12 protein-coding genes, 1 pseudogene and 1 CRISPR repeat array (1 of these 14 only partly in view) are annotated in these 17226 nt (G+C 71.2%); of the genes and pseudogenes, 4 read left to right on the forward strand and 9 right to left on the reverse strand.

Features of this window, described 5'->3' with window-relative positions; translation table 11 throughout:
• A CRISPR array of direct repeats spans positions 1–362; the repeat unit is 28 nt; unit sequence CTCGTCCCCGCACGCGCGGGGGTCTTCC; it begins 641 nt to the left of the window's first position.
• A gap of 525 nt (positions 363–887) precedes the next feature.
• The gene (locus AB0G50_RS09350) at positions 888–1823 is read right to left on the reverse strand and encodes a class I SAM-dependent methyltransferase (protein WP_360104256.1); all 936 of its coding nucleotides are present in this window, start codon (positions 1821–1823) and stop codon (positions 888–890) included.
• 458 nt (positions 1824–2281) lie between these two features.
• Positions 2282–2422 carry a hypothetical protein gene (locus AB0G50_RS09355; RefSeq protein WP_360104259.1) on the reverse strand — a complete coding sequence of 47 codons (141 nt, stop codon included), beginning with the start codon at positions 2420–2422 and terminating at the stop codon, positions 2282–2284.
• Positions 2423–2711: 289 nt separating this feature from the next.
• Between AB0G50_RS09355 and AB0G50_RS09360 the strand changes: the two genes are divergently transcribed.
• A complete protein-coding gene (locus AB0G50_RS09360) occupies positions 2712–3104 on the forward strand; it encodes a hypothetical protein (protein WP_360104262.1) in 393 nt (130 codons plus the stop codon).
• 270 nt (positions 3105–3374) lie between these two features.
• Here the strand turns inward: AB0G50_RS09360 and AB0G50_RS09365 are convergent, their stop codons facing one another.
• The 6 genes from AB0G50_RS09365 to AB0G50_RS09390 all read right to left on the reverse strand — a co-directional run bounded on the left by AB0G50_RS09365 (position 3375) and on the right by AB0G50_RS09390 (position 12202).
• On the reverse strand, positions 3375–4211 hold the full coding sequence (locus AB0G50_RS09365) for an immunity 49 family protein (protein ID WP_360104265.1): 837 nt from the start codon (positions 4209–4211) through the stop codon (positions 3375–3377).
• A gap of 39 nt (positions 4212–4250) precedes the next feature.
• Positions 4251–7793 carry a hypothetical protein gene (locus tag AB0G50_RS09370; RefSeq protein ID WP_360104268.1) on the reverse strand — a complete coding sequence of 1181 codons (3543 nt, stop codon included), beginning with the start codon at positions 7791–7793 and terminating at the stop codon, positions 4251–4253.
• Positions 7793–8101 carry a type VII secretion target gene (locus tag AB0G50_RS09375; protein WP_360104271.1) on the reverse strand — a complete coding sequence of 103 codons (309 nt, stop codon included), beginning with the start codon at positions 8099–8101 and terminating at the stop codon, positions 7793–7795. Before AB0G50_RS09375 ends, AB0G50_RS09370 begins: the two co-directional genes overlap by 1 nt.
• A 786-nt stretch (positions 8102–8887) precedes the next feature.
• The gene (locus AB0G50_RS09380) at positions 8888–9577 is read right to left on the reverse strand and encodes a helix-turn-helix domain-containing protein (protein WP_360104274.1); all 690 of its coding nucleotides are present in this window, start codon (positions 9575–9577) and stop codon (positions 8888–8890) included.
• A gap of 322 nt (positions 9578–9899) precedes the next feature.
• Entirely contained in the window at positions 9900–10715 is an 816-nt protein-coding gene (locus tag AB0G50_RS09385) for a class I SAM-dependent methyltransferase (RefSeq protein WP_360104277.1), read from the reverse strand.
• An 83-nt stretch (positions 10716–10798) separates the two neighbouring features.
• Positions 10799–12202, reverse strand: coding sequence for an aldehyde dehydrogenase family protein (locus AB0G50_RS09390; RefSeq protein WP_360104280.1), 1404 nt, complete (start codon positions 12200–12202; stop codon positions 10799–10801).
• A 257-nt stretch (positions 12203–12459) separates the two neighbouring features.
• Here AB0G50_RS09390 and AB0G50_RS09395 point away from each other — a divergent pair.
• The 3 genes and pseudogenes from AB0G50_RS09395 to panB form a co-directional block, all read left to right on the forward strand.
• A pseudogene (locus AB0G50_RS09395) lies at positions 12460–12672 on the forward strand (aspartate 1-decarboxylase); the annotation flags it as partial.
• A 110-nt stretch (positions 12673–12782) separates the two neighbouring features.
• Complete coding sequence (locus AB0G50_RS09400; RefSeq protein ID WP_360104283.1) at positions 12783–14006, forward strand: serine hydrolase domain-containing protein; 1224 nt, start codon at positions 12783–12785, stop codon at positions 14004–14006.
• A gap of 70 nt (positions 14007–14076) precedes the next feature.
• Positions 14077–14901, forward strand: a complete 825-nt coding sequence (panB, locus tag AB0G50_RS09405; RefSeq protein ID WP_360104287.1) for a 3-methyl-2-oxobutanoate hydroxymethyltransferase — start codon at positions 14077–14079, stop codon at positions 14899–14901.
• Between the two features lie 81 nt (positions 14902–14982).
• Here the strand turns inward: panB and pabB are convergent, their stop codons facing one another.
• On the reverse strand, positions 14983–17082 hold the full coding sequence (pabB, locus tag AB0G50_RS09410) for an aminodeoxychorismate synthase component I (RefSeq protein ID WP_360104290.1): 2100 nt from the start codon (positions 17080–17082) through the stop codon (positions 14983–14985).
• Between the last annotated feature and the right edge of the window lie 144 nt (positions 17083–17226).

The raw sequence follows: 17226 nt of genomic DNA on the forward strand, positions 1-17226 counted from the left end.
CGACTCGCCGATGCACTGGCTACGCACCGACTCGTCCCCGCACGCGCGGGGGTCTTCCGGAGGCGGACCGCCACACCGCGGCGGAACACCCCTCGTCCCCGCACGCGCGGGGGTCTTCCGGCGGCGCAAGCAGCCTGGGACGACCTGGCGCACTCGTCCCCGCACGCGCGGGGGTCTTCCCCTCCCGGTCGAGGTGATCACGGCGATCGGCGACTCGTCCCCGCACGCGCGGGGTCTTCCCGAGTGGGTGACGGTGATCTCGGCGTTGGGGTCCTCGTCCCCGCACGCGCGGGGGTCTTCCTGCGGTGTCGAGCAGGTACGGCGTGCCCGGTGCCTCGTCTCCGCATGCGCAGGCCTTTCCGAGGTCTGCGTGTCCTGCCCCGTGTTGGCCTCCCGCGCGGACGCGACGGCAGTCAGATGGAACGAGCGTCGTGCAGCTGGATAGCCCCTACGAGGAAATGGGAACGCGGTCGGATCTCCAAGGAGTGTCAAGATCCGGGTGCAGGTTCTGCGCTGTTCGCTGCGATGTGGCGCGTGAACTGGGATTCGGAGTCGAACATGTCGCCGTTCCAAGAAGGCTTGGTCGTCCGGTGCACGCCAAATGAAGTATTGGTTCTTGTCCATGTAGCGGCGTAGTGGGGAGTTGAGTTCAGTCAGGCGAGCCAGGGTTGGTCGGAGCCGGCGGTCGCGGTAGTTGATCAGGTAGGGGTGGGTGGTTCGTGGTAGGCGTCTTGCCAGGCTGTCAGTAGGGGGTCAGGTCTTCGACTGCTCGAGTGTGAGGAACCAAGAGGGTGGGGTTCGTTTGTCCGGGCCGAGTTCTTCGCGGAGGTTGAGGTGGGCCGCGAACTTGTCCCGCAGGGTCCAGACCTCGGTGGCGCGCGAGGCGGTCATGTCGCGGCCTTTCTGGTCATCCCTTCCTCGGCTTGGTCTAGCTGGGCGATCCCCGGGCCGACGACGTGCGGGCCATGATCGACGTCGATGGGTAGTCGGTGTTCGGGTTTGGTCGCCCGGAGTCCGAAGAGCAATGGGATGCGTGGTGACTCGGGCGGCAGTCTCCACCAGGTGTCGGTGTCCTGGGTCATCGTGGGCCAGCGTTGCCAGGGCAGGGCGTCGGTTTCGGTGAGGTGCCGGATGGTCAGACCCGCGCCGATGAGGGCGTTGATCAGGTCGCCTAGTCCGTGTCGCCATTCGTGGGAGACGGTGGCGGTGTTCAGGGCGGGGCCGTCGGTGTAGGTGTGGGTGGAGTCTTGTCGTTGCGGGCCGCGGCCGGACAGGTAGTCGTTGCGCAGCAACAGGTCGCTGCCGACGGTCGGTTTGGGTCCCAGTGCGTTGAGCAGGGGGTGGAATTCGGCGATGTAGACGAGTCCGCCGGGTTTGAGCAGGTCGTGGACGATGGCGGCCCAGGTGGGCAGGTCTGGCAGGTAGCACAGGGCGCCTTTGCCGGTGTAGACGATGTCGAACCGGTTGGTGCCGAGTTCGGTGACGGCGTCGTGCACGTCGGCGTGGACGTAGTCGATCTGGACTTGGTGTGCGGCGGCGATGCGGCGTGCCTCGGTGATGGAGGCGGCGGAGAAGTCCAGGCCGGTGACGTGGGCGCCGCGTCGGGCGAGCGCGATGGTCTCGGTGCCGATGTGGCATTGGAGGTGGACTAGGTCGCGGTCGTGGAGGTCGCCTAGGTCGTGCCATTCGAAGTCGGCGAACCAGTTCTCCGGGTGGTGGAGGTTGCGTCCGTAGAAGTGGCTGGCGGCGTGGATCGGGGTGCGTGCGTCCCAGTTCGCCCGGTTCGCGGCCATCCGCCGTTGTGCGTCCTCGTCGATGACCACCGTTGATGGATACCAGCGTGGCCGGGGCGTTGGTCCGGAGTTCCCCCGAAGGTGGGGCGGTCAGGGGGCGAGGGCTCCGAGGTGGACGGTCCCGCCGCCGGCGGCGACCCGCTCGGTGAGGCGGCGGTTCGAGTCGAGCATCGAGGCGAGCACGGCGGGGGAGTTCGGTGGAGCGGCCTGTAGGACGCCGAGCAGGTGCAGGCCGGGGGTGGCGAATCGGTTGCGGGCACGGGGTGGAGCAGCACGAGTCCGGTCTCGCCGAGGTCGGCGGCGGTGAGCTCGGCGGTGGTGACGGCGGAGTACCTGCCTGCGGTAGGCACGGGCGGGGTGTGCGGTTGGTGGATGCGGGTGGGTGTGCGCGGGGACCAGGCGCAGGGTGGCGCGGGTGATCACGCCGTGTCGGCCGCGGCCGGCGCGCAGCAGGTCGAACAGGTCGGTGTTCGCCGTGGGGGAGCAGGTCACCTTGTTGTCGTCGGGGTGACGGTGTCGAGGCCGGACAGGTCGAGCACGATCCCGTTCTCCGCGTCGGCGCCGACGGCGCCTGGTCGCGGGTTCGCCGGCTGCTCACCGACGCGGAGCCGCGGTAGCTCGGTGTCCACTTCCTCGACGCCCGATTCGACGACGTGGACACCCGACACCTCGAGGTCTCAGGCGACCCAGGCGAAGGTGTCCAGGATCTTGTCACGTCGGCACCCGGCTGCCCGGCTTCTCGTCACCGCGCGTTCATCTCCTTCTGCTCCAACGGTTGCGCATACCGCGAAGTCCTCTGTGGATGGGTGCGGACTGCCGGTGGACCGCCGGTCTTCCTGCCTGGTGCCGCGGTGGCGCCCGGTGGTGTCCTTGCCGTGACTCCCGACCGGGAGTTCCCCTCTGCCCAAGGAGAAGCACGTGCGATCCGGTACTCGGAAGCTCGCGGCCGCCGCGGCGGCCCTCATGATGGCGACCGGCCTCCTGCTCGCTTCCACCGGCGCCGCCACCGCCGCGCCGCGCACCTACAAGCTGGAGTTCTGCAACTACGGCAGCGACTTCAACGCCTACCTGCTGTTCGTCGACCGCGGCCTCGCCACGACGACGGTCAAGCGTCCCGGTGAGTGCTTCAAGGACTCCGCCCTCCCGTCGATCGGCACCGAGCGGTTCCGCGTGGTGGGTGAGAAGAAGGTCGACGGCAAACTGGTCACCAACGTCTCCCGGACCCTGACCGCGGACGGCTACAACACCTACGTCGAAACCTTCGGCAAGTTCCCCGCGGGCTTCGCTCCTTTGGCGGCCCGAATCTCGTGACCCCGCCACCGGGGTGGCTGCCCTCCCCGCCACCCCGGTTCCGCGTGGCACCGGACGGTGCGGTCCGTCGACTGCGGGCACCCGGTGACCGCACGGCCCCGGTCGTGCGCGTCGGTGCCGTGGCGGGCCGGATCCCGTGACACCCCGGGTTCCACGACGAGCTCAGCCCTGATGCGTCGCCGGCCCCGCGATGCGACGCGCGCGGGAAGGTCACACCCACGCCGCCCACAAACCCCGAGGGTGTGCAGGAGCCTTGCGGTTACAGGCGCGTCAGAGCTGCTTCTCGCCGACCCAGGTGCCGTCGAGGAGGTTGCGGGGCAGGTAGTCGGACTCGACCGTGATGTCGATGCCGGCGTCTTTCGCGAGGCAGGCGATCGCGAGCAGCTGCCAAGCGATGAACCCCTCCGGGTCGGTCGCGCGCTCGCGCGTGGCCGTCCAGTACTGCTTGTGGAGTTCGACGGCTTTGGCGAGCGATTCGTTGAACTTCGCGTCCTCGCGCTGGGTGAGGAGGTAGAAGAGCTCCATCGGCGGGTAGAAGATCCGCGCGACCAGGTCAGCTCCCGCGACGCTATCGGCGTCGGGATCGGCACCCTGCATGGCGCGGAGCAGTGTGTCGATCAGGCCGTCCGCGGAACGCCAGTAGGCCTGGAGGGTCCTCACCCAGTCGTACTGGAACTCGTCGGTCTGGCCGGTCCGCTCGCGCAGCGCGTCGATCGAGGTCCGGGCCAGCAGGTCGAGGCGGGGACGATCCCTGCAGATCATGGCCAGGGACATCGCCGTCGACCACAGGCTGATGGTGGAGTCCTGGGTCGGGCCCGTCGCCGGGATCGTGTAGTCCTCGTCCAGGATCCGGAAGGTGACTTCGCCCTCGGCCCTGCTCGAGGCGGCGAAGATCGCCGAGGACGCCTGCATCACCAGGGCCACGGCCTCCCACGTGTCGCTGCGGGACGCCGTTGGGTCGACCACGCTTCGCCACGCGGCTTCCGCCTGCGCTTCCCCTTGCAGGAAGTACAGCGCCTTCGCGTTGAGTCGGATCCGGCTGGTCATCTGCTCGCGGTCGCCGGCGTAATCGTCCGCCTCGTGCCGCGCTTTGACGACGTCGATCACGTGTCGTGCGATGGTCACCACCGGGCTGATTCCTTCCGTCTATCTCGACAGGTCGAAGTGCTTCTGGCTGTAGCCACCGTACTCGGCGGACGTACCGGAGCCGGTGACCTTGGCCTTGACGACCTGGTAGTCCAGGACGTAACCCGTCCGGGCGGCCTTCAGTCGCTTGGAGAGTGCTTGCTCCCCCGCAGTGCCCTTCTGCCGCATGTTCTCGATGACGCTGTCGACATAACGCGGGTGGCCTTGCTGGAAGTTCTCTTGCTTGTGCCGGCGAGTGCCGAGCTCTCCGTTGGGCCCCTTGGCCTCGACGATGACCAGCCTGGTCTCGCCGGTCTCCTTGTTGTGGACCTCGTAGACCTGGTCGAAACGGCCGGAGCCCTTCAGGGCGGGGTCGTGCAGCGGCGTGACGTCGAACTTCTCCGGCGGGAACGAGTCGCGCACCGCGTCTGCCGCGGCGTGCTCGCCGAGTTCCTCGCCGACGTCGGTTCGTTCGGCGTGCGCCGCGCGGCGTTCCTCGATCGTCTGCTGCGAGGCGTCGCGATCGCCCGCGATCTCCTTCCGGTAGGCGTCGTCGGCCGACTTCGTGCGTGCCAACGAGGCTTCGCGGCGGTCGATGATTTCCTGCGCGGCCGACTTCTGGTCCGCAGTGGCGTTGTGCCTTACCTCGGGCATGTCCTCGCGAAACTTCGCGGGCGTGTAGGCGTCGGAGGACGCGTCGAAGTTGCCGGAGCCCTTCGGGTTCTCGACGAGCTTCGGCACGTCGTCGCCGTTGGCGTCGACCTGGTTGGCGTTCTTGCGGCTGTACTCGCCGTTCTTGTCGGGCCCGTCGTAGTACTTGTCCCGGTAGTCCCTGTCCTTGAGCTTCTCCTCCATCAAGGCCCTGGGTTCGAGGGTCTCGATGTGGACGGGCTCGTCCCGGATGTTCCGCCGCGCCATGCGGTCGCGGGCGTCGGACGGATCGAGCTCCTTGTCCTTGTCGGGCGTACCGGGGGCGAACCCGTCTTCGCTCGCGTTGGTCCTGGTGCCGTCCGGGTGATGGGTCTCCCACTCGCCGTTGGGCGGGATCTTCGGCCGGCGCGTGCCGTCCGGTCGGATCTCGGGGTCGCTCGTGAAGACGCGGCCGCGGCTGTCGGTCCAGGCGGGCTTGTTTGGTGCGAGGACGGGCGCGTCGAGATTCTTGGACAGCTGCCGCGCGAAGTCGTTCCTCGAGGCGTCGCATCCGATGAGCCGCACGGGCTTGCTGCTGTCGTAGCCGCTGCGCTTGAGCATGTCGGCGTACTCGGCCGGTGTGTAGTCGTGACCGCCGATGCGCGCCTTGCCGTCCGGCGTGATGTGGACGTCGGCCGTGAAGTAGCGCGGGTCGTGGGGAACCCTGTGCGGCAGGTCGCCCATGTCCTTGTCGCCACCGTGGTGCGAGACGCCGGCCGGGGTGGTCTCGGCGTGCCTGGCGTGCGCGGCCTCGACGGAGGGACGGTCGGCCGGTGGGGCATCCGGGTCGTGGCTGTTCGGCGTGTCCGGGTCACCGTCGTGGTGCTTGTCCGGGCTGCTGTCGTGCGGCCTGTCTGCGTCCGGGTGGTGAGGTGCGTCGGCGCCGGGTCGGTGCGGTGTGCCGGCGTCGAGGCTGTGGGGGGAGCGGGTGTTCGGGGACCGCGGGGTCGCGGCTTCCGAGCGAGTGGTGCCGGCCGGGTCGCGGTGTGGTGAGTCGGTGTCGGTGCCGCGGGAACGTGCGCCGTCGGGACGGTTGTCGGGCCGGTGTGGTGCGCCTGGTCGGCTGGGGGCTTCGGGGTGCGACGGACCGCCGTGCGGAGCGTTGGGCGCGGAAGGACGCGACGGCGCGGACGGGACACCGCGGGGTGTGTCGGGGCGGGACGGGGCCTGTGCGGCGTCCGTTCGGGCCGAAGGAGTCGACGATGCGGTGGGCGACGGTGGCGCCGACGACTGCGGGTGCATCGGGGCGTCGCTGCGCGGTGCTGAGGGGGCGTGAGAGGACGGAGCGTGCGGTGCTCCTGCGGAAGGGGCGGTTGCGGACGGAGCGCCGGTCGAAGAGGTGTGCGGGGCGTTGGCGGGAGGCGTGCCACTGCCTGAAGGCATTCCCCCTGACGGGATGCCACCCGACGGTATCGCGCCCGAAGGCATACCGCTGGAAGGCGTGGAAGGGGCTGCGGGCATCGAGGTCGGGTGGGCGGGGGCGTCTGCCCTGGCCGCCGACGTCGAGGTGTCGAAGGGGCGAGGGGTGGTGGCGCTGGAGCCCACTTCGCCGCGGCTGCCAGGAGTGCCGGTCCAGCCCTGGTTCGGGGCCGTGGGACGGCTTGCGGTGGGGGAGGACGGGGCGTTGCCGCCCGCGTTCCGGGCGCCCGGCGGTCCCACCTGCGGCCGCGCGGACGACGGACTGCCGTCCGAGGTGCGGGTCGGGGTCTGGGGGGTTTCCCGGCGGGACGGGGCCTCCGGCGCCGCCGCCGAGGACTGGACGGTCTGGCCCGTGTCGCGCGTCGGGTGCGGCGCGTCGGGAGTCGACGGAGCCGCGGGTGAGGGCGCGCTGTCCGGCGTACGCGGGGCCGACGCGCTGTCAGGCGTGCGCGACGGGGTGTGGGCCGTGGAGCCGTCGGAGGCGCGGGTCGAAGTGTCGGGCGCCGAGTCGGACGACGGTGACGACGAGTGCGGCGAACTGTCCGGAGTGGACGGTGACGGCGGCCCGCCGCGGGTCGAGGGCGAGAGGTCCGGGGCGTTGGCGCTGGGGAACAGGCCGCCGGGTTTGACGGACTTGGTGGAGATCACGTCGAGTCCGGTCACCTTGCCGGTCAGCTTGCCGACGACCTTCATGATCTTGGTGAAGATCTCGACCAGCTTGCCCAGCAGCGGCGAGACCCTCTTGATGGTCGTGATGAGCTTCTGGATCAGTTCACCGATGCGCGCGGCCCACTTCGAGATCGCGGTGACGGCCTGCGCCACGATCACCGGTGTGCCGAAACCCAGCGTGAACACGGCCTCCAGCACCCACGTGATCAGCTTCGCGACCAGGTCGGCGATCAGGTCGCGCACCATCTCGCGCACGAAACCGACGACCATGCCCATCACACCGACGACGGTGCCGACCGAGCCCGCGGTGGAAGCCGCGCCGGACAACGCGTCCAGCTGCTCGCCCGCGGCCTTGCGGTAGGACTCGGCCGCGGCGCCCGTCCACTCGCCGGTGCCGTCGACGGCCGCCTTGTAGTCGCCCGCGATCGCGCCGAGCTCCTGCGAGACGTTGTTCCACGTCGTCGAGTACGACTGGATCACCGGCGGGTCGCCCGCCAGCCAGTCCAGCGCCTCCTTCAACGGCTGCACGTGTTCCATCAGGAACGAGGCCGCGGACGACAGCAGGGTGCCGAACGGGTCGATGGCCATCGAGGCGGCGTCGGCGACCAGGCCGACGACGCCGAGGCCGCCCTCGATCCAGCCGCCTTCGAAGAGACCTTTGTACGCGTCCATCGCCGAGTCGGCGATGGAGAAACCCGTCGCCCAGCCGTTGTCACCCGTGCCGGCGTTGAAAAAACCGGTGGGCTCGGCCGGGGCACTCGCCACCAGCCGGTTCGGCGAGGACATCAGGCGCCGCCCTTCAGCGTGCGGGTGATCCGGGCCTCGACCTCCTGGTAGTGCTCAGTGGTCGCGGCGATCTTCTTGGCGGTGGCGTCCAGCGCCTCCGCGGCGCCCTTGAGCGCGTCCACGCCCCACTGCTCAACGGGATCGAGCAGCATCCGGAACGGCTGGCAGATGATCCCGTACGCGTCGGTCGGCATCGACACGGTGCCGGCCGCGTCCACTGCTTCCTGAAGTCGCCCGTGCAGGCCCTCCAAGGCCTTGGCGTGCGCTTCCAACACGTCCGAGGTGACGTTGAAACCACCGGAACCCATCGAACCCCCTCATCCGGAAGGTGATCTCGTTGCGGTCGTGCGGTGTGCGCACCGGCTGGTCGGCCGACGGTGCGGCAAGTTCTTCCTGGCCTTGTTGATCACCAGGTCCTGCCGGATTCCACTGGGCACGGCAAGGATTTCCGCGGAACCGTCCGACGACCGCTCGTCACCCCGGCGGGCGGCGCGGTTCCGGGTGTTCCAGTTCGCGAGCATCTGCTCGGACCCGGCGATGTCCTCGGGCACCGGTGAGTCCCTCCCCAAGCGGCGACGGACCCAGGATGGCGCAGGCGGATCCGATCTCGTTCCGCTCTCGGGGCAAATCAGCTGTAAAGACCAGCAGCGTCCCACTGAACGGATCAGTAGGACGCCACTGGCAAATCGACGTTTGGTGGCCATGTCGATCCCGTGATCGCGTGGTCGACCCGCACCGCGCCCGCAGGCAGGTCACGGGGACCGCGGTGTCGGAACGCTCGCGTGGCGCTTGACCGGACATGGGCGAATTCCCGGACATCCCAGGGTGGTCCTGGACCACGGCGGCTTCGTCGCCGCCTCGTCCGCCCAGGTCGAGGTGGTTCTGATCCTGTTGCACACCAACGTCTCGCAGGCCACCGTCGGGTCCGGGTGTCGCGGTGCCTGTCGGCGGGTGCCGACGGTGCTGCGCGGGTTGGCGACGAGGGCGGGGGACCGGCGACCGGGGGGGCGCCCCCCCGGTCCACTGCGGACGTGGTCGGGTGTTTCACCCCGCGTCGGGCCGGAACGCGTTCGGGTCGAACTCCGGTGCCGCGATCAGCACTCGGCCGTCGTCCGGCCCTGGTGCCCGGGGGTGGCGCCGCGGATCGGTTCTCCCGTCCGGTTCAGGCGGCGGGCCGCGACGGCCGCGCCGAGTGTTTGGATGTCCCTCGGCACGGTCGGGGACAACCCGGTCAGCTCGCGGATCCGGCGTAACCGGTAGATCAGGGTGTTCGGGTGGATGTGCAGTTGGCGCGCGGCTTTCCTGCGGTCCTGTCCGCAGGCCAGGAAGCAGGAAAGCGTGTCCAGCAGTGGCGCGTTGCTGTGCGCCAGCGGGGCTATCCGGTCGGAGAGCAGTCGGGTGAGGTCCGGTGAGCGCAGCAGTGCGGTCTCGATGATCACGTCGTCGCGCAGGTAGGCGCCCGAGCCGTACTCCAGCGCCCGGACCACCCGCATGATGCTGTGCGCCTCCTTCACCGCCGCGCCGAGACCGTGGTCCCCCCGCGTCCTCGCCACCGTGGCCACCGCCTGCCGACCGGCGCCCTCCAAACCCCGCAACGCGCGGTTCGCCAACGACTTCGCCTCGGCCGCGCGCACCTCCCGGTGTGCCGGCACCAGCAGGACGAGGCGTTCCCCGCCGGGCGCGACCATCGCCAGCAGCCCCGATCGGCACTCGGGTTCCAGCGTCCCGCGGACCACGTCGGCGTCGGTTCCCAGTTGCCACGGAGGCCCGTTGCGGTCGTCCACCACAAGCACCACGTAAGCCGAACCGGCGTCACCACCGGTCGATGAATTCTCGGTCACCACAATCCCCCCGTAATTCGCGCAGGGTGAATCGGCGCCGGGAGGTGCATTTCAAGCAGGGATAGGGTGAGCACCGCCCCCGGTTTCGCCGGACACCCCGCCCCGATAAAGGCCCAGCCGATCCGAAAGTAACACGGTCGCCCTAAAGCGCGAAGCCGGTGGGCAACCGTTGTTCACAGTGTGAGAAATTGTGGGCGTCTTACTTCGCCGCACTGCGCGGACACGATGTCGAAACCACTGTTCGCGCCACTGTTCCCGGAGTCGGTCACGCCGATCGGGTGAATTCGAGGAGCAAGTCGGCGGGCAGCCCCGGCACGGGGAGGTGGGCCACCCGGTAGCGCGTCCCGTCCCCCACGGCCTCGGCGAGCAGCCCGTCCAGCTCACCCTCGCGCAGCCGGTGTTCACGGCCGCGCGCGACGTAGAAGTCGACCAGCGCCTCCACCGGGATGTCACCGTGCCGGGGCAGCACCTCCGCGAGCCACCCGGACGCGCCGCTGTAGTCGACGTCGAACGCGGCCTCGTCGAACACGGCGGCCTGCTCTCCCCGGCGTCGCGCCTCGGCGAGCAGGAGTTCGTCCCGCTCGTACAGCCCGAGCCGGTAGCTCAACCGCATCCGCCCGCCCACGTCCACCGCCGAGGCGAGGAACCGCAGGGCCCGGACCATCTCGTCCCGGGTGAACCGGTTGACCAGCCGGTCCGCCACGATCAGGTCGAACCTCCCGACGTCCGGGGGATCCGCGCTCACCACGTCGGCCCGCACGTACCGGGCGGCGTCCGCGCCGAGCGAGGCCTCCAACTCGGCCAGCAGGATTTCCGAGAAGTCGGCGACCACGAGCCGGGCGCCCGCGTCGAGCGCGGCACGGGCCAGCCGGACCGTGCTGGCGCCGACGAGCAGGACGCGCTCGCCACCCGCCACACCGCCGAGGTACTGCGCGCACCCCGCCTCGTCCGGGCCGCCGTCGTAGTTGCGGTTCCAGTAGGCGCTGCCGAGCCGGTTCCAGGCAACGGCTTTCGGGTTGGCGATCCCGCCGTCGACGGCCGCGGGCCGCCTCCCGGGAGAATCGGTCGGTCGACCGTCCACCTGCATCCTTCGTCCTCCGTCGTCACGAGCGGGTGTGGTGCGCGGGGAACCGTTGGCGTGCAACGGATCACCTTCCCGGCGCGTCACCACACGATGGTCTTCACCCTCGTCATCTCCTCGATCGCGTACTTGACCCCCTCCCGGCCGATGCCGCTGTCCTTGACCCCGCCGAACGGGATGTTCGGCGACTCGAACTGCGGCCCGCCGTTGACGATCAGCGCGCCCACCTCGAACAGCTCCGCCGCGCGCCGCGCGTAGTCCAGGCCGCGGGTGAAGATGCCGGCCTGGAGCCCGAAGGACGTGCCGTTGACGACGTCCACCGCGTGCTCGAAGTCCGTCACCCGCACCACGGGCGCGATCGGGCCGAAGGTCTCCGAGCGCACCAGCTCGGCGTTCCCGGGCACGTGGTCGAGCACGGTGGGCCGGTACTGCGCGCCGGCGCGGACACCACCGCACAGCACCTCCGCGCCCTGCGCCACGGCCAGCGCCACCCGGCGTTCGACCTCCAGCGCGGCGGCTTCGTCGATCAGGGTCCCCACGTCGGTGGTCGGGTCCCTCGGGTCCCCGACGACCAGTGCCGACGCGGCGGCGGCGAGCCCGGCCGCCACCTCGTCGGCGACGTCGACGTGCGCGACGACCCGTTTCACGCCCCGGCAGGACTGCCCGGACGTGGCGAACGCGCCCGCCGTCGCCGCCGCCACGGCGGCCGGGACGTCCGCGTCCTCCATCACCACCAGGGCACCGCTGTCGCCGAGCTCGTAGGTCTGCTTCAGCATGCCCGCCGACCGCGCGATCGCCTTGCCCACGGCGGTGCTGCCGGTGAACGTGACCATGTCGATCCCGCCGGAGTCCAGCAGCGCGCCGACGACCTCGCGCGGATCGCCGACCACCAGGGCGATCATCCGGGCCGGAAGTCCGCTCCGGACCAGGGTCTCGACAAACCGGACGGCGCTGAGCGGCGTCTTCTCCGAGGGCTTGACGACGACCCGGTTGCCCGCCGCGACCGCCGGGGCGACCTTGGTGACCACCTGGTTCAGCGGCCTGTTGAACGGCGTGATCGCGCACACGACGCCGATCGGCTCGCGGGTGGTGATCGCCAGCCGCCGCTGCCGCGCGCCGGTGACGTCGGTCCCGACGACCTCGCCGGTGATCCGCTTGCACTCCTCCGCGGCGTACTCGAGCTGCGCGACGGCGCGGTCCACCTCGCGCCGGCCGTCGGAGACCGAGAGGCCGGACTCGCGGGAGATCAGGTCCGCGAAGTCGTCCCGCTCGGCGCGGACCGCTCCCGCCGTCGCGGCGAGGACCTCCGCGCGGTCGTACGCCGTCAGCGAGGGTCGGAACGCCGTCAGGTCGCGGACGGCGTCGAGCACCTGTCCGCGATCGGCGCGGGCGACCGCGCCGACGACCTCCCCGGTGTAGGGGTCGCGTACCTCGACCACACCGGATCCGGCCCGCCACCGGCCACCGGAGAACAGCCCTTTGCGCATGGGCACCCGCCACCGCCTCCCCGTCCGGAAGTTGTGCGAAATCGAATTCGCCGATAAGTCCGAATCGGGTCGGCTGAACTGCGGACCGCCGCGTGCCCACCCGGTCGACACATTTCTTTTGGGTCTACTGGTGTCGTCTCGCAGTTGTCAACGGAATTGTTCAAACGCACAACCGTCCTTGCCGGGCCGGCGCGGTGTCGAGTAAGCAGGAAGCCACGACGTCGCACCACGGCCTGGGGGGGCTTGTGTACCGGGAGATGCCGAAGTCCACGACCCGCCGCGCCACCGTGACGAAGGCCGACCCGCGCCGCGCGGGATCGCCCACCGCCGATTCGGAGCCGCTCGCCGCGGCGGGGATCCCGCCGAACGGGAAAGTCGACGTGGCGCACATCCACCACGGGGAGCGGTCGCGCACCTGCGTCATCGCGGGAGGAGCGGGCTCCCGGGTGCCGGCCGTCAACGGCGCCGCGGCGCGCCGGATCGGCGACGACCCGGCCCGGGGCGGCCTCACCGCGTCCGCCGGGAGTCGACCCGCGCGGAGTGCCCCGTGCACGTGCCGATTCCGACCTGAGGGAGCCCAGTGCCACCGGAACCAGACCTCGGTCTTCGCGCGTCCCCCGAGGAGGTGGGCCTCTCCGCGCCCCGCCTCGCCCGGATCGGACGCCTGCTTCAGTCCCATGTGGACAGCGGGTCGATTCCCGGCGCGCTCGCCCTGGTGCACCGCCGCGGACGCACGGCGTACGTGGCGCAGGTCGGCGCGATGTCGCGGACCGACACCGCGCCGATCAGGCTCGACGCGCTCTTCCGCGTCTACTCGATGACCAAGCTCGTCACCACCGCGGCGGCGCTGTCCCTGGTGGAGGAGGGACTGCTCGACCTCGCCGACCCGGTGGGGCGGTACCTGCCCGAACTCGCCGACCGGCCCGTCGGCGAGTCCACCCCGGGCGGTTCGTTCCGGTTGGTGGACGCGCGGCGGGAGATGACCGTCCTGGACCTGCTCCGGCACACGTCGGGCATCGTCGGCGGTTACCGGGGCTCGCCGTGGATGCTGAAGCTGTACGAGGAGGCGGGCGTTCGCGACTTCGACCACACGGACGCGGCGTACGCGCAGTCGGTGGAGGACTTCACCGCGTCGATCGCCAAGCTGCCGCTGGCCATGCAGCCCGGGTCCCACTGGGAGTACGGCCGGTCCGCCGACGTCGTGGGGCACCTGCTCCAGGTGGTGTCCGGCCGGCCGCTGGACGAGTTGGTCGCCGACCGCGTCCTGGACCCGCTCGGCATGGCCGACACGGGGTTCTTCGTGCCACCGGAACGCGCGCACCTGATCGTGCAGCCGCCGGAGCCCTTCACCGCGGGCAGTCCGATGCGCGACCTCACCTCGCGCCCCGCGTTCCTGTCCGGCGGCAGCGGCGCCTTCTCGTCCCTGGGCGACTACCTGCGGCTGGCCCGCATGCTGCTCGGCGGCGGCGAGGTCGACGGGCAGCGGGTGCTCGGCCGCAAGTCGGTCGAGCTGCTCACCGCCGACCAGCTCGGCCCGTTGCGGGGCACCGGGCCCGACTTCATCCCCGGCGAGGGCCACAGCTTCGGCCTCGGCGTCGCCGTGCGCCGGCACGCGGGACCGGCGGCGGTGCTCGGCACGGTCGGCGACTACTGGTGGTTCGGCCGCGGATCCACCAGTTTCGTGGTCGACCCGGCCGAGGACCTCGTCGCGCTGCTGATGACCCAGAAGTACTGGCGGGCGAGGTACTACCAGCGGGTCTTCAAGAACCTGGTGTACCAGTCCCTGGTCGACCGGCCGGTGTGACGACCGCCGCGACCGGGCGCCCTCGCGCAAGGCACGTCCCACGGTCCGACACGCTCGAAGCAGGAGAACCATGGAAACGACCCCCGAACGCCCACCGAGGCGGCGCATCCGGATCCCGCACCTCCAAGCGCTGAAGGAGAGCGGCGAGGCGTGGCCGATGCTCACCACCTACGACGTGCACTCCGCCGGGATCTTCGACGACGCGGGCATTCCGGTGCTGCTCGTCGGCGACTCCGCGGCCAACAGCGTCTTCGGTCACGAGACCACGATCCCGATCACGATCGAGGAGATGGTGCCGCTGGTCCGCGCCGTGACCCGGTCGGCGAAGCACGCGCTGGTCGTCGCCGACCTGCCGTTCGGCTCCTACCAGGTGTCGGTCGAACAGGCCGTCGGCACCGCGGTGCGGCTGATGAAGGAAGGCCGCGCGCACGCGGTCAAGCTCGAAGGCGGACGCGCGTTCGCCCCGCACATCACGGCGGTCGTGAACGCGGGCATCCCGGTGATGGGCCACGTCGGCTTCACACCGCAGAGCGAGCACCGGCTCGGCGGGTACCGGGTGCAGGGCCGGGGCGACACGTCCACGTCGGTCGTCGCCGACGCGCACGCGGTCGAGGACGCGGGCGCGTTCGCCGTGGTGCTCGAGATGGTGGCCGACCAGGTCGCCAAGACCGTCACCGGTGAGCTGCGCATCCCGACCGTGGGCATCGGCGCGGGACCGCACACGGACGGCCAGGTGCTGGTCTGGACGGACATGGCGGGGCTGGGGCGCGGCCGGGTGCCGAGCTTCGTCAAGCGCTACGCCGACCTCGCCGGGGCGCTCGACGCCGCGGCGACCTCCTTCGCGCGGGACGTCCGCGCGCGGCGCTTCCCCGGCGCCGAGCACACGTTCACCTGAGCGCCGCCCGCCGTCACCCCGGCGGCCGGCGCGGGTGGTTCCGGTCTGGTGGAACCACCCGCGCCGACCGCCGAACGCGGTTCAGGCGCCCGTGAGGGTCGCCGGGTCCTCGCCGCCCTCCGGGAACGCCTGCCCGAACAGGCGCAACATCGGCGTCGCCTTCACGACGGTCTCCGCGAACTCCTCCTCCGGGTCCGACAGCGCGATCACCGCGCCGCCGACACCGAACTCCACCCGCCGGCCGTCGACCACCAGGGTCCGGATCACGATGCTGAGGTCCGCCGCGCCGCACAGCGAGAAGTACCCGAGCGCGCCCGAGTACACGCCCCGCGGACCCGCTTCGAGCTCGTCGACGATCTGCATCGTCCGCACCTTCGGCGCGCCGGTCATGGACCCGCCGGGGAACGCCGCCTGCACGCCCCGCACGGCCGACACCCCGGGTGCCAGCCGGGCCCGGACGGTGCTCACCAGCTGGTGCACGGTCGCGTAGCTCTCCACGTCGAACGCCTTCGGCACGTGCACCGAGCCGAGCCGGGCGTGGCGGCCGAGGTCGTTGCGCAGCAGGTCGAGGATCATGAGGTTCTCGGCCCGGTCCTTCTCGCTGGACGCCAGGTCGCGCCGCAGGCGCTCGTCCTCCTCCGGGGTCGGGCCGCGCGGCCGGGTTCCCTTGATGGGCTTGGCTTCCGCCGTGCCGTCCCGGCCGACGGAGACGAACCGCTCGGGCGAGGTGCTCAGGACCGCCAGCCGGCCGAACCGGAGCAGCGCGCCGAACGGGACCGGGTTGTGCTCGCGCAGGAACCGGTACGCCTCGAACGGGTCCACCTCGCCCCACCCGGTCACCGCGTTGGTCAGGCAGACCTCGTAGCTCTCACCCGCCGCGATCTCCCGCTGCGCGCGTTCGACCAGCCGGAGGTACTCCCGCTTGCCGTGCCGGGCGCGCAGCCTGCCGCTCAGGCGCACCGGACGGGGTGGCGGCAGGTCGGCCTCCGGCACGCGGGCCAGCGCCTCCAGCCGCTCCCGCGTGGCCTCGAGCCAGGCCGGGGCGCCGGCTGGGTCCTCCGCCAGGGCGAGCAGGTACAGGCACCCGGCGTGGTGGTCGACCACCACCGCCCGGTCGGCGAACACCATCGTGGCGTCCGGTGTCCCGGCCCGGTGCGCCCGCCGCCCGCCGCACTCCGCCTTCAGCTCGTAGCCGAGGTAGCCGACCCACCCCAGCGCGAAGCCGAAGGGCAACGCGGGCACGCGCACGTCGAACGACCGCAGGTCGCGGTCCAACCAGGTGAGGAACGAACCCGCCACCAGTTCGGTGCCGTGCCGGGACTCCACCTCCACCACGCCCCGGCGGACGTCGGCCTGAGCGGTCCGCGCCAGCGGCCCGGAAGCGTCGCCCAGCACCGAGATCCGCCCGTCGGGGCCGGCGGTCGAGCTGCTGTCCAACCAGAACGGGTTCACCCCGTCCCGGTACAGCTCCTGGTACACGCGGCGCGCGTCGAGCGTGACGTCCACGCGGCGCACGAGGACCTCGGCGCGGCGCGTTCGCGGTGGCGCGGCGGGCGCCGCCGGGCGGGCGGGCGCGGGCTTGGCCGTGCGCGCCACCCGACGTGGCGCGTGGCGCCTGGTGAGCTCGCGGAAGTTCGCCAGCAGCTCCCGGCTGTGCTCGGTCAGGATCGACTCGGGGTGGAACTGGACGCCCCACTGCGGCCGGGTGCGGTGCCGCACGGCCATCACGACGCCGTCCGGTGTCCGCGCCGTCACCTCGACCTCGTCCGGCACGCGGGTGACCGCGAGCGAGTGGTAGCGGACGGCGTGGAACGGCGACGGGAGCCCGGCGAACAGCTCCCGCCCGTCGTGCAGCACGGGGGAGAGCCGCCCGTGCCGGACCTCGGGCGCGGGCCCCACCTCGCCGCCCGCGAGCAGGCACAGTCCCTGGTGCCCCAGGCAAACCCCGAGCAGGGGCAGGTCGCCCGCGGCGATGACGTCCGCGCAGATGCCGAAGTCGGCGGTCCGCTCCGGACGGCCCGGGCCCGGTGAGATCACCACGTTGTCGAAGTGGCGCAGGTCCGCCAGGTCGAACCGGTCGTCGTTGGACACCACCGCGGGCGGCTCGCCGTTCACCTCGCCCAGCAGGTGGAAGAGGTTGTAGGTGAACGAGTCGTAGTTGTCGATCAGCAAAGTGCGCATCGGACCTCGTGGGAGTCTTCGCAGGCAGCGCGGACGCGCGCACGCCCCGGATCGCGGGTGCTGCGGGAAGTTCGGGGCACCACCGGGGGCATCGAGCCCGGCGTGCCGCCGCCGCCATCCGACCACAGCGCACCGGCGCGGAGA

It is taken from the genome of Actinosynnema sp. NPDC020468, from assembly GCF_040642015.1.
Classification (GTDB): domain Bacteria; phylum Actinomycetota; class Actinomycetes; order Mycobacteriales; family Pseudonocardiaceae; genus Actinosynnema.